The organism is Mycolicibacter terrae (assembly GCF_010727125.1).
GTDB classification, from domain to species: domain Bacteria; phylum Actinomycetota; class Actinomycetes; order Mycobacteriales; family Mycobacteriaceae; genus Mycobacterium; species Mycobacterium terrae.
The window spans coordinates 1,714,779-1,726,598 of record NZ_AP022564.1 but is presented as its reverse complement, the minus strand read 5'-3'; the positions used below and the strand labels follow the sequence as shown (position 1 = coordinate 1,726,598).

The 11,820-nt window shown below is 70.0% G+C and carries 11 protein-coding genes; 6 read left to right on the top strand and 5 right to left on the bottom strand.

Going from position 1 to position 11,820, the window contains the following annotated elements; genetic code table 11:
* Positions 1-4 precede the first annotated feature (4 nt).
* From G6N23_RS08435 to msrB, 3 genes are read left to right on the top strand one after another with little or no spacing between them, the layout of a single operon-like run.
* Positions 5-1,576 carry an alpha/beta hydrolase gene (locus G6N23_RS08435; protein WP_085260508.1) on the top strand — a complete coding sequence of 524 codons (1,572 nt, stop codon included), beginning with the start codon at positions 5-7 and terminating at the stop codon, positions 1,574-1,576.
* A gap of 23 nt (positions 1,577-1,599) precedes the next feature.
* A complete protein-coding gene (gene aftC / locus G6N23_RS08430) occupies positions 1,600-2,898 on the top strand; it encodes an arabinofuranan 3-O-arabinosyltransferase (protein WP_085260507.1) in 1,299 nt (432 codons plus the stop codon).
* Positions 2,895-3,302: a peptide-methionine (R)-S-oxide reductase MsrB gene (gene msrB, locus G6N23_RS08425; protein WP_085260506.1), complete on the top strand. Its 408-nt coding sequence runs from the start codon at positions 2,895-2,897 to the stop codon at positions 3,300-3,302. Before aftC ends, msrB begins: the two co-directional genes overlap by 4 nt.
* A gap of 15 nt (positions 3,303-3,317) precedes the next feature.
* Here msrB and G6N23_RS08420 read toward each other — a convergent pair whose 3' ends face one another.
* The 4 genes from G6N23_RS08420 to hemE are packed head-to-tail and all read right to left on the bottom strand — an operon-like array spanning position 3,318 to position 7,202.
* The gene (locus G6N23_RS08420; protein WP_095173911.1) at positions 3,318-4,061 is read right to left on the bottom strand and encodes a class I SAM-dependent methyltransferase; all 744 of its coding nucleotides are present in this window, start codon (positions 4,059-4,061) and stop codon (positions 3,318-3,320) included.
* Positions 4,058-4,759, bottom strand: a complete 702-nt coding sequence (gene hemQ, locus G6N23_RS08415; RefSeq protein WP_085260505.1) for a hydrogen peroxide-dependent heme synthase — start codon at positions 4,757-4,759, stop codon at positions 4,058-4,060. Before hemQ ends, G6N23_RS08420 begins: the two co-directional genes overlap by 4 nt.
* Positions 4,760-4,794: 35 nt before the next feature.
* Entirely contained in the window at positions 4,795-6,156 is a 1,362-nt protein-coding gene (locus G6N23_RS08410) for a protoporphyrinogen oxidase (RefSeq protein ID WP_085260504.1), read from the bottom strand.
* Positions 6,153-7,202 carry a uroporphyrinogen decarboxylase gene (gene hemE / locus G6N23_RS08405; protein ID WP_085260570.1) on the bottom strand — a complete coding sequence of 350 codons (1,050 nt, stop codon included), beginning with the start codon at positions 7,200-7,202 and terminating at the stop codon, positions 6,153-6,155. The genes G6N23_RS08410 and hemE overlap by 4 nt, the downstream gene beginning before the upstream one ends.
* 290 nt (positions 7,203-7,492) lie before the next feature.
* On the opposite strand from hemE, the gene G6N23_RS08400 reads away from it, so the two are divergent.
* The 3 genes from G6N23_RS08400 (at position 7,493) to G6N23_RS08390 (ending at position 9,880) form a co-directional block, all read left to right on the top strand.
* Positions 7,493-8,029, top strand: coding sequence for a DUF3000 domain-containing protein (locus G6N23_RS08400; RefSeq protein ID WP_234808581.1), 537 nt, complete (start codon positions 7,493-7,495; stop codon positions 8,027-8,029).
* Between the two features lies 1 nt (position 8,030).
* A complete protein-coding gene (locus G6N23_RS08395; protein ID WP_085260502.1) occupies positions 8,031-9,290 on the top strand; it encodes an HRDC domain-containing protein in 1,260 nt (419 codons plus the stop codon).
* A gap of 167 nt (positions 9,291-9,457) precedes the next feature.
* Positions 9,458-9,880: a PACE efflux transporter gene (locus G6N23_RS08390; protein ID WP_085260501.1), complete on the top strand. Its 423-nt coding sequence runs from the start codon at positions 9,458-9,460 to the stop codon at positions 9,878-9,880.
* Here G6N23_RS08390 and dxs read toward each other — a convergent pair.
* The gene (gene dxs, locus G6N23_RS08385; RefSeq protein ID WP_085260500.1) at positions 9,861-11,774 is read right to left on the bottom strand and encodes a 1-deoxy-D-xylulose-5-phosphate synthase; all 1,914 of its coding nucleotides are present in this window, start codon (positions 11,772-11,774) and stop codon (positions 9,861-9,863) included. The two genes, G6N23_RS08390 and dxs, sit on opposite strands and share 20 nt — an antisense overlap.
* Between the last annotated feature and the right edge of the window lie 46 nt (positions 11,775-11,820).

Genomic DNA, 11,820 nt, shown 5'->3' with positions numbered 1-11,820 from the left:
AGGCATGACCCGCCACGCCAGGTTTGCCAGGATCGCGCTCGCGGTCGCCCTGCCGGTGGCCACCGTGCTGGCCGGCTGTGCGCCCGGGCTGGCCGCGAACCCGCGCTTCGCCACCGACTCCGGCGCCGGCCCGCAGGGGCAACCCGAATCCACCCCCGACAGCGCCGGCCCGCCGCCGGTCGAGGTACCCAAGAACGACCTGCCCTGGCATGACTGCACGGCGCGGGTGTTCAATGACGCCGCGGTGCCCGCGACCCCCGGGGTGCGGTTGGACTGTGCCAGTTATGACGCCGACGTCGACCCGCTCGGGGGCGGCTCCACGGCGATCAGCATCGGTGTGGTGCGGGCCAGGTCGGTGCAGACCCCCGCCGACGCCGGGCCCGTGGTGTTCACCACCGGCTGGGACCTGCCGTCCTCGCTGCAGCTGCCGACCTGGCTGGCGCGCGGCGGTGCCGATGTGCTCGCCGGCCACCCTGTCGTGGCCGTGGACCGGCGCGGCACCGGCATGTCGAGCCCGGTGGACTGCCGCGACCGCGGTGATCGCGAGGAGATGTGGAACCTGGCGCAGTTCGCCGCCGGCGACGACCCGGTGGCCAACCTGGGCACCGTCGCGATGGACGCCACCACCGACTGCACCGACGCCATCTCGCCCGGGGAGTCCTCCTACGACAACACCCACGCCGCCACCGACCTCGAACGGCTGCGCAGCATCTGGGACGTTCCGGCGCTGGCCCTGATCGGAATCGGCAATGGTGCCCAGGTCGCCCTGGCCTACGCCGGATCCCATCCCGGCAAGGTGGCCCGGTTGGCGCTGGACTCCCCCATCCCGCTTGGCGTGGCCGCCGAGGCCGCCGCCGAGCAGCGGATCAAGGGCCAGGAGGCGGCCTTCGAGGCGTTCGCCGCCCAGTGCGTCGCGGTGAACTGCGCCCTGGCGCCCGACCCCAAGGGTGTCGTGGACGCGGTGCTGGACTCCGCCCGTACCGGGAACGGTCCGGGCGGCGCCTCGGTGGCCGCGGTGACCCATGCCATCGTCAGCACCCTGGGCTATCCCATCGGTGACCGTGTCAGCAGCACCAACGAATTGGCCAGGGCGCTGGCCGGCGCGCATGCCGGTGACGCCAACCTGCTGAACAACCTCATCAACCGGGCCCAGGGCACCGTCGGCAGCGACGGCCACTTCATCAATTCGTGCGCCGACGCGCTCAACCGGCCCACCCCCGACCGGGTCCGGGAGCTGCTGGTCGCCTGGGGCAAGGAGTACCCGCAGTTCGGCGCCGTCGGCGCCCTCGATATGGCGCAGTGCCTGAGCTGGCCCAGCAGCGCCACCCCGGAGGCGGCGAAGGAGCTCAAGATCGACGTGCTGCTGTTCGGGGTGCAAAACGACCCGATCGTCGGCGAGGAGGGTGTGGCGGCCACCGCCGCGGCCGTCATCAACGCCGGCGCGGCCAGCAAGCGGGTGATGTGGCAGGGCATCGGTCACGGGGCCACCGTGTACTCGTCGTGCACGCTGCCCCCGCTGATCGGCTATCTCGACAGCGGCAAGCTGCCCGACACCGACGTCTACTGCCCGGCCTGAGCTGAGGCGGGCGCACCCGTTCGGTGTACGGTGCGCTGGTGACGGCAGTTAACTCACTTCGCAGCAGTCTGCTGACCGCCTTCCGCCCACCGACCAGCGCGCCGAGCGCCGCGACCGTGCTGCGTTCGGTGCTGTGGCCGGTGGCCATCATGTCGTTGATTCACCGCGCGGTGATCCTGCCGCTCAACGGCAACATCACCGACGACTTCAAGCCGGTCTACCGCGCGGTGCTCAACTTCCGGCACGGCCTGGACATCTACAACGAGCACTTCGACTACGTCGACCCGCACTACCTCTACTCCCCCGGCGGCACCTTGCTGATGTCGCCGTTCGGGTATCTGCCCGAGACCCTATCGCGCTACACGTTCATCGCCACCAACACGATCGCGATCCTGCTCGCCGCCTACCTGCTGCTGCGGATGTTCGGTTTCGGGCTGACCTCGGTGGCGGCGCCGGCCCTGCTGGCGGCGATGTTTCTCACCGAGAGCGTGTCCAGCACGCTGGTATTCACCAACATCAACGGTGTGGTCCTGCTGGCCGAGGTGCTGTTCTTGCGCTGGGTGCTCGACGGCCGCGAGGGCCGCCAATGGTGGGCCGGTGTCGCGATAGGACTGACCCTGGTGGTCAAACCGGTGCTGGCGCCGCTGTTGCTGCTACCGGTGCTCAACCGGCAGTGGCGGCCGCTGATCGGCGCGGTCGCGGCACCGGTGCTGTTCAACCTGGTCGCGTTTCCGCTGGCCAGCGATCCGACCAGCTATTTCGCCCACACTGTTCCCTACATCATGGGCACCCGGGACTACTTCAACTCCTCGATCCTGGGCAACGGCGTGTTCTTCGGCCTGCCTCCCGCGCTGATCCTGTTCCTGCGGGTGTTGTTCACCGCGATCGCGGCGCTCAGCCTGTGGCTGCTGTACCGCTACTACCGCACCCGCGACCCTCGGTTCTGGCTGCTGACCTCCTCGGGCGTGCTGTTGACCACGTCGTTCCTGGTGCTGTCACTGGGCCAGGGCTACTACTCGATCGTGCTGTTCCCCTTCCTGATGACGGTGGTGCTGCCGAACTCGGTGCTGCGCAACTGGCCGGCGTGGCTGGGCGTCTACGGCTTCATGACGCTGGACAAGTGGCTGATCTTCCGGTGGATGAACGTCGGGCGGCCGCTGGATTACCTCAAGATCACCTACGGCTGGTCGCTGCTGCTGATCGTGGTGTGCGCGGTGCTGTGTTACCGCTACCTCGATGCGCGGGAGGCCGACCGCCTCGACCACGGGATCGATCCGGCGTGGCTGGCGGATGAGACGGACAGGGTTAACGTGGAGGCATGACCTCTCCGAAAGTGGCACTCACCGACGACGAGTGGCGCCGCAAACTCACCGCTGAGGAGTTCGCCGTGCTGCGTCGCGGCGGCACCGAGCCCCCGAACACCGGCGAATACACCGACACCACCACCGAAGGTGTCTACGAGTGCCGGGCGTGCGGTGCCGAATTGTTCCGCAGCACAGAGAAATTCCCGTCGCACTGCGGTTGGCCGTCGTTCTTCGACCCGGCGGACTCCGATGCGGTGATCTTGCGCCCGGACGACTCGCTGGGGATGCGCCGCACCGAGGTGTTGTGCGCGGCCTGCCACAGCCACCTGGGCCATGTGTTCACCGGCGAGGGCTACCCCACCCCGACCGATCAGCGGTACTGCATCAACTCGATCTGCCTGCGGCTGGTGCCGCCGTCCTGAGCCGATCGGGCGAATTCAGTCGATGCGAGCGGCGTGGACTTCCCAGAACGGGGCGTGCGCCAGCTGCCCGTCCATCAGCGGCTCGATGACCGCCAGCCGTTGCGCGATCGCCCGGATCCGCGGCGGCGCGTCCGGATTCCGCTCGACCTGCGCGGCGAACCCCGCCGCACTGACATTAACCAGGTAGCTGGTCGGCCCCAGGTAGTCGATCCGCCAGCCACCGGCCGGCAGCCCGGATCGCAGCTCGTCGATCGACATCGCCGGGGGCATGAAGAACCCGTTGATGTTGTAGTCGGCGGCTTCGACCATGTAGAGCCGGGCACCCGGCCTGGTAGCCCGGTGTAGCGCCCGCAGGTAATCGTGCTGGGAATCACCGCCGAACGTGTTGTAGAAGGCGGTGTCGACGACGGTGTCGAAACAAGCGGAGAAACCATCGAGAGCCTTGGCGTCGCCGACCCGAAAATCAACGGTCACCCCCGCCGCCTGCGCGTTGGCACGAGCACGCTCGATGGCCGTCTCGGACACGTCGATGCCGGTCGCGTCGAAGCCGTGCCGGGCGAAGTGGATCGCGTGGTGGCCCGGTCCGGTCCCCGGGTCGAGCACCGCCCCCCGGATCGCACCCAGCGCCACCAGACGCCGCACCACCGGCTGCGGTCCGCCGATGTCCCACGGGGTGGAGGCCGGCAATCCCCGGGCGGTCTGATCGGCGCGGTAGATCTCCTCGAACCGTTCGGCGTCGCCGGCAACCGACGAGCTCACGGCAGGGTGGCCACCAACTGCTCGACCTCGATGCGCGGACCGGTGAAGAACGGGGTCTCCTCCCGAGCGTGCAGGCGCGCCTCGGTGTTTCGCAGGTCGCGCATCAGATCGACGATGAGGTCGAGTTCGGGCGCCTCGAACGCCAGGATCCACTCGTAGTCACCGAGCGCGAACGCCGGCACGGTGTTGGCGCGGACGTCCTTGTACGGTCGGGCGGCCATCCCGTGTTCGGCCAGCATCCGGCGGCGGTCCTCCTCGGGCAGCACGTACCACTCGTGAGAGCGCACGAACGGGTACACGCAGATGTAGGCACCGGCCGGCTCACCGGCGATGAACGCCGGGACATGACTCTTGTTGAATTCGGCGGGGCGGTGCAGTGCCACGTTGCTCCACACCGGGGTGCAGGCCCGGCCCAGTGCGGTGCGGCGGAAACCGGCGTAGGCGGCTTGCAGGTCCTCGATGCGCTCGGCGTGGCTCCAGATCATGAAGTCGGCGTCGGCGCGCAGGCCGGCGACATCGTAGATACCGCGGATCACCACGCCGCGTTCTTCCTGCTGTTTCAAGAAGGTGGCGGCCTGATCGGCGATCTCGTCACGGGTGGCGGGACCTTCGTCGAGCACCCCCGGACGAACCGAGAACACCGAGAACATCACGTAGCGGATAGTGGAATTCAGCTTGTCGTAATCGAGGTGCGCCATGGTCCATATGCTGCCACGATGCGCCCCGAACCGCTCTAGGGTGCCGGGGTGGCGCTGGTCACGGCCGCCACCGCCCGATCGGCCGCCGCGACGCAGGCCGGCACCCCGATGCCGTCGAGGTAGTTGCCCGCGGCGGCCACCGTTGCCGGCAGTCCGGCGCGAAGCCTGGCGACCAGGGCGGCGTGGCCGGACCGGTATTGCGGCATCGCCGCAGGCCAGCGCTGCACCCGGACATCCAGCGGATCGACCACGGCACCGAAGACGGTCTCCAGGTCGGCCACCGCCCAACCCACCAGCTCGGCGTCGGAGGCCCGGGTGCGGGAGTCGCCGAACCGGCCGAACGACAACCGCAGCAGCTCCACCTTGCCGCCGTACCCCCAGTGGTCCCACTTGCGTGAGGTCAAGGTGATCGCCTTGGCGTGCAGCCGCTCCCCGGTCGCGACCAGCACTCCGGAGTTGGCCGGGAACGGCGCACCGGCCAGCACCGCCATCGCCACCACCACCGACGATGCGCTGGTGATCTGGCTGGCGGCCGCCGCGGCGCGCGGGGCGAACCCGGTGGCCAGCCGGGCCAGCACATTGGCGGGCACGGCCATCACCACCCGGTCGGCGCGGTAGTAGCCCCCGGCGGAGTCGCGCAACAGCCAACCGTCTCCGGTCGGGTCGATCTGCGTCACCGCAGCCTGTACCCAGCGCAGCCTGCTTCGGCGTACCAGTGCGTCGATCAGCACCTGGTAGCCGCCGGCGATCGCACCGAACACCGGTTCACCGGTTTTCGGCGGCAGCGCCCGGCGCACCGCCTCGGTGAGGCTGGGTGCGCCGTCGTCCAGCGCGGCGGCCAGGGCCGGCACCGCCGAGCGCAGACCGACCGTCGCCGCCGAACCGGCGTACACCCCGCCGATCAGCGGATCCACCGAGCAGGCGACCACCTGCTCGCCGAACCGGTCTGCCACCAGCGCCCCCAGCGCCGGGTCGCTACCGGGTTGGAACGTCAGCGGCCGGGTGGGTTCGGCGGCGATGCGGGCGATGGTCTCCTCATCGACCAGGCCGGCCATCGACCCCGGCGAGGACGGGATACCGCTCAGCGTGTCCGGCGGCAGCGGATGCAGTGTCCGGTGGCGGTACAGCAGCGGCCGCACCCCGGTGGTGGTGCGTTCCCGATCGGCCAGGCCCAGCTCGGCCAGCAGGGCCGGCAGTTCCGGCCGACGCGCGACGAACGCCTCCGCGCCCACGTCGACTCCGATACCGCCCAGGGTCTCGGTGCGCAGCACGCCGCCGAGCCGGTCGGCCGGATCGAAGAGGGTGATGTCGACGGCGTCACCGAGCGTCGCGCGCAGTCGGTAGGCGGCGGCCAGACCGGAGATACCGCCTCCGACAACGCAATACGACAACGTCACAGTGAATGGACCAACGACACCAGATCGGTGAGCACCCCGGGGTCTGATTCCGGCAGTACGCCGTGCCCGAGGTTGAACACATGCCCGGAAGCCCCAGCGGCCACCGCGGCGCGACCGTCCTCCACGACGGCGCGGGCCGCGCGTTCCACTACCGGCCAGCCCGCCAACACCACCGCGGGATCCAGGTTGCCCTGCAGGGCGATGCCCGCGCCGACCCGGTCGGCGGCATCGGTCAGGCGGGTCCGCCAGTCCACGCCCACCACGGTGGCGCCGGCTTCGGCCATGGCGCCCAGCAGCTCGGCGGTCTGCACCCCGAAATGCGTCATCGGCACGCCGGCGTCGGCCAGCGTGGCGAACACCCGGGCACTGTGCGGCAGCACGAAGTTGCGGTAGTCGGTCAGGCTCAGGGTGCCGGCCCAGGAGTCGAACAGCTGGATCGCGTCCACACCGTGGTCGAGCTGCACGGTCAGAAACGCGATGGTCAGATCGGTGAGCCGGGTCATCAGGTGATGCCAGCTGTCGGGGTCGGCCAGCATCATCGCCTTGGTGTGCGCGTGGTTCCGGCTGGGCCCGCCCTCGACCAGGTAGGACGCCAGGGTGAACGGCGCGCCGGCGAAGCCGATCAGCGGTACCTCGCCGAGCGCGCCCACCAGCAGCGACACCGCCTCGGCAACGGCCGTCACCCGCTGCGGGTCCAGCGGGGCCAGGGCGGCGACATCGGCCGCGCTGCGCACCGGATCGGCGATCACCGGGCCGACGTCGGGCACGATGTCCAAGTCCACCCCGGCGCCGCGTAGCGGCACCACGATGTCGGAGAACAGGATCGCCGCGTCCACGTCGTGACGGCGCACCGGCTGCAGGGTGATCTCGCAGACCAACTCCGGGTCGAAGCAGGCGGCCAGCATGCTGTGCTGGGCGCGCAGGGCTCGGTATTCCGGCAGCGACCGGCCGGCCTGCCGCATGAACCAGACCGGCACCCGGGCGGGTTGCCGGCCGGCAGCGGCGGCCAGGAAGGGGGAATCGGGCAGCTCACGACGGGCACTCATCGAGGTCAATGCTGCCATGGCCGGGTTGCGCGGGCGAACCGTCGGTGATTCAGGCGGCGGTCCCAGCTTCGGCTCTCCTCCGTCGAGCCTCGCTGAACCACCCCGATTCGGCGCGCCTGTCTGCGCCGATCGCCACCGGGGGTTAGCGTGAGATCCGGCGACCCGCGTCGCGGCGGTGCGCAGTAACACCCGGGGGCCGGCCGCTGGCGACGCGGCGCACAGCGATGAGTTAAGGAGCGGCACCCGTGACATCAGCCGAGCCTGCCCCCTTCCGGGAAGCGGTGGCGACGATGCACGCCGCGACGGTGCGGCCGGAGATCGAGTTGGGCCCGATCCGGCCGCCGCAGCGTCTGGCGCCCTACAGCTATGCGCTGGGCGCCGAGGTCAAGCATGCCGAGACCGACTTCGTCCCGGAGGACTCCGACGGCGACGCGTTCGGCCGGCTGATCCTGCTGTACGACCCGGACGGCACCGACGCCTGGGACGGCACCATGCGATTGGTGGCGTTCATCCAGGCCGACCTGGACCCGCAGGAGGCGATCGACCCGCTCCTGCCCGAGGTCGCGTGGAGCTGGCTGGTCGAGGCGCTGGGGTCGCGAACCGAGCACGTCACCGCGCTGGGCGGGACCGTCACCGCGACCACCTCGGTGCGCTACGGCGACATCTCCGGGCCGCCCCGCGGACACCAATTGGAGCTGCGGGCGTCCTGGACCGCGACCACGCCCGAACTGGGCGGGCACGTCCAGGCGTTCTGCGAGGTTCTCGAACACGCTGCGGGCCTGCCGCCGGTCGGGATCACCGACCTGAGCTCCCGAACCCGCGTCTGAGATGTCCGAGCAGACCACAGAACCGGCCCTCGAAGAGCCCGAGCCGACCCCCCTGCCCCATCCCGCCGACGGGGTACCGGAGGTGTCGGTCACCGCGAGGCAGATCGGGGCCGCCGCCGATCTGTTGGCCGTCGGCCACGGCCCGTTCGCGGTGGATGCCGAACGGGCGTCGGGCTTCCGGTACTCCAACCGGGCCTATCTCATCCAGATCCGGCGCGCCGGTTCGGGCACGGTGCTCATCGACCCGGTCGGCGCCGGCGAGGACCCGGCGGCCCTGCTGCGTCCGGTCGCCGAGGTGCTCGACGACGACGAGTGGATCCTGCACGCCGCCGACCAGGATCTGGCCTGCCTGGCCGAGGTCGGCATGTGGCCGAAGGCGCTCTATGACACCGAGCTGGCCGGGCGGCTGGCCGGTTTCGAGCGGGTCAACCTGGCCGCGATGGTGCAGCGACTGCTGGGGCTGGGGCTGGCCAAGGGGCACGGCGCCGCCGACTGGTCCAAGCGCCCGCTTCCCGCCGAGTGGCTCAACTATGCGGCGCTGGACGTCGAGGTGCTGATCGAACTGCGCGGGGCCATCGCCGAGGTGCTGGCCGGACAGGGTAAATCCGACTGGGCGGCCCAGGAATTCAACCATCTGCGCAGTACCGACTTCACCACGTCGACCCGCCGGGACCGCTGGCGGCGCACGTCGGGCATCCACAAGGTGCGCGACCGGCGTGGGCTGGCCGCCGTCCGCGAACTCTGGACGGTGCGCGATCGGATCGCGGCGCGCCGCGACATCGCCCCCGGGCGGATCCTGCCCGATTCGGCGATCGTCGCCGCGGCCATCGCCAACCCCACCACCATCGACGAACTGCTCGTCCTGCCGGTGTTCGGCGGGCCCAAGCAGCGCCGCAGCGCGGCGACCTGGCTGGCCGCGCTGGACGCCGCCCGCGAGAACCCGGAGCCGCCGGATTCCGTCGAGCCCCACAACGGCCCACCGCCGCCGTCGCGCTGGTCACGGCGCAAGCCCGAGGCGGCCGCCCGGCTGGAGGCGGCCCGCGCCGCGCTGAGCCGGGTGTCCGAACAGGTGACGGTGCCGCCCGAGAACCTGCTCTCCCCCGACCTGCTGCGCCGGCTGTGCTGGGACTGGAATCCCGCGACACCAGAACCCGCGGCGGTGATCGAAGAATTTCTCAGTGCCGGCGGCGCCCGACCCTGGCAACTTCAGCTCACGGTGCCGTTGCTGGCTCAGGCCCTCGGCAAGACCGCCGACGCCTAATCCGGCCGTTCGCCGGGGAACGTTCACCCCCGGCCGCTGACCGGGGTGTTGCTAGACTGCGGACACAGCAGCCGTATTCAGCGTTAGGCCAGCGCTTCTCACGTTACGGCCACCATGGACGCGAACCTTCAAGGACTTCCCATGGCCGATTCGCCTTGGAGGACCTCGTGGCACCAGTTGTTCGCCGGATCATCTACGTCATCAGCTACGAACTGATCGCCATTGTGCTGACCACCCTCGGCCTCGTGGTGCTGGGGTTCGGTGGCGCCAGTTCGGGTGTCATGGCGGTGACGGCATCGACGATCGCGATGGTGTGGAACTACATCTGGAACACCGTGTTCGAGCTGTGGGAGCAGCGGCAGGACTCCCCGGCCCGCACCCTGCGCCGCCGGGTAGCACACGCGATCGGCTTCGAAGGCGGGCTGGTGGTGGTGTTGTTGCCGATCATGGCCTGGATCCTGCGGGTGTCACTGCGGCAGGCGTTCGCTCTCGAGGTGGGCCTGCTGGCGTTCTTCCTGGTCTACACGTTCGCGTTCACCTGGTTGTTCGACAAGGTGTTGCCGCCGCGAACTAATCCAGATGCTCGCTGACCTCTTCGACACAGTTGCAGCTGCCCATCGCCGCCACCCAACCGGTGATCTGGCGGGCGACGTCCTGGGCGGTCAGGCCGACCTCGGCGAGCAACTCACCGCGGGAGGCGTGGTCGTAGAAGCGTTGCGGCAGACCGACGTCACGGCAGGGCACGTCGATCTCGGCGCGCCGCAGCGCCGCGGACACCGCCGAGCCGACACCGCCGGCAACGCCGTTGTCTTCGCAGGTCACCACCAGCTTGTGGGTGACCGCCAGCTCGGCGATCACCCCGGGCACCGGCAGCACCCAGCGTGGATCGATCACGGTTACACCGATGCCCTGGTTGTGCAGCCGGTCGGCCACCGCCAGTGCCATCGGCGCGAACGCACCGATGGCGACCAGCAGGACGTCCGGGGTAAGCCCGTCCGCCGGTACGGCGAGCATGTCCACCCCGGAGCGCCGCTCGATCGCGGGGATGTCTTCGCCCACGTCGCCTTTCGGGAATCGCAGCGCCGTGGGCCCGTCATGGACGTCGAGCGCCTCCCCGAGTTCCTCGCGAAGCCGGATGCCATCGCGCGGCGCGGCGACCCGCATACCCGGCACGATGCCCAGGATGGACAGATCCCACATGCCGTTGTGGCTGGCGCCGTCCGGGCCGGTGATGCCGGATCGGTCCAGCACCAGGGTGACCGGCAGCTTGTGCAGTGCCACGTCCATCAGCATCTGGTCGAACGCGCGGTTGAGGAATGTTGAATAGACCGCCACCACCGGGTGCAGGCCGCCCATTGCCAGCCCGGCCGCCGAGGTGAGCGCATGCTGTTCGGCGATCCCGACGTCGAACATCCGGTCGGCGAAACGCTGCCCGAACGGGGTCAGCCCGGTAGGGCCGGGCATCGCCGCGGTGATCGCGACGACATCGCGTCGTTTGGTGCCGTACTCGATGAGCGCATCGGAGAAGGCCGCCGTCCAGCCGCGGCCGGCGGTTTCGGTCGCGTACCCGGTGAGCGGGTCGATCACGCCGCAGGCATGCATCTGCTCGGCCTCGTCGTTCTCGGCCGGACCGTAGCCTTTGCCCTTGCGGGTGACCACATGCACGATCACCGGCCCGCCGAAGCCCCGCGCACGGCGCAGCGCCGACTCCACGGCGGCCTCGTCGTGGCCGTCGATCGGGCCGAGGTATTTCAGCCCCAGGTCGGTGAAGAGCGCCTGCGGCGCCAATGCGTCCTTGAGCCCGGCCTTGAAGCTGTGGATCACCTGGTAGCCGATCTCGCCGACTACCGGCACGCCGCGCACCGCGGCGCGGCCGCGCTCCAGCAGCCGCTCGTAGACGGGCTGTAGTCGCAGTGCGGCCAGGTGATCCGCGAAGCCGCCGATGGTCGGCGCGTAGCTGCGGCCGTTGTCGTTGACGACGATCACCACCGGCCGGTTGCCGGCGGCGATGTTGTTCAACGCCTCCCAACACATGCCGCCGGTCAGCGCGCCGTCGCCAACGACGGCCACCACGTGTCGGTTGCGGTGCCCGGTCAGCTCGAAGGCTTTGGCCAGCCCGTCGGCATACGACAGCGCCGAGCTGGCATGGCTGGACTCCACCCAGTCGTGCTCACTCTCGGCACGCGACGGGTAACCCGAGAGCCCGCCCTTCTTGCGCAGGGTGCCGAAGTCGGGGCCGCGCCCGGTCAACATCTTGTGCACGTAGGCCTGATGCCCGGTGTCGAAGATGATCGGGTCGTGCGGGGAGTCGAACACCCGGTGCAGCGCCAGTGTCAGCTCCACCACGCCCAGGTTGGGACCCAGGTGCCCCCCGGTCGCGGCGACCTTGTGGATCAAAAACTCCCGGATCTCGGCCGCCAGGTCGGTCAACTGCGCCTGCGTGAGGTACTGCAGATCGGCGGGGCCGCGGATCCCTTCAAGCATTCGGCCAGTCTACGCACCGCGACGGGTGGCCACCGTATGGTCGTCC

Excerpts from the sequence above, each read along its gene's own strand:
- G6N23_RS08400 (WP_234808581.1), top strand. The coding sequence starts at position 7,493 with ATGCACGCCGCGACGGTGCGGCCGGAGATCGAGTTGGGCCCGATCCGG.
- hemQ (WP_085260505.1), bottom strand. The coding sequence starts at position 4,759 with ATGGCGCACCTCGATTACGACAAGCTGAATTCCACTATCCGCTACGTG.
- dxs (WP_085260500.1), bottom strand. The coding sequence starts at position 11,774 with ATGCTTGAAGGGATCCGCGGCCCCGCCGATCTGCAGTACCTCACGCAG.
- hemE (WP_085260570.1), bottom strand. The coding sequence starts at position 7,202 with ATGAGTGCCCGTCGTGAGCTGCCCGATTCCCCCTTCCTGGCCGCCGCT.
- G6N23_RS08435 (WP_085260508.1), top strand. The coding sequence starts at position 5 with ATGACCCGCCACGCCAGGTTTGCCAGGATCGCGCTCGCGGTCGCCCTG.
- msrB (WP_085260506.1), top strand. The coding sequence starts at position 2,895 with ATGACCTCTCCGAAAGTGGCACTCACCGACGACGAGTGGCGCCGCAAA.
- G6N23_RS08395 (WP_085260502.1), top strand. The coding sequence starts at position 8,031 with ATGTCCGAGCAGACCACAGAACCGGCCCTCGAAGAGCCCGAGCCGACC.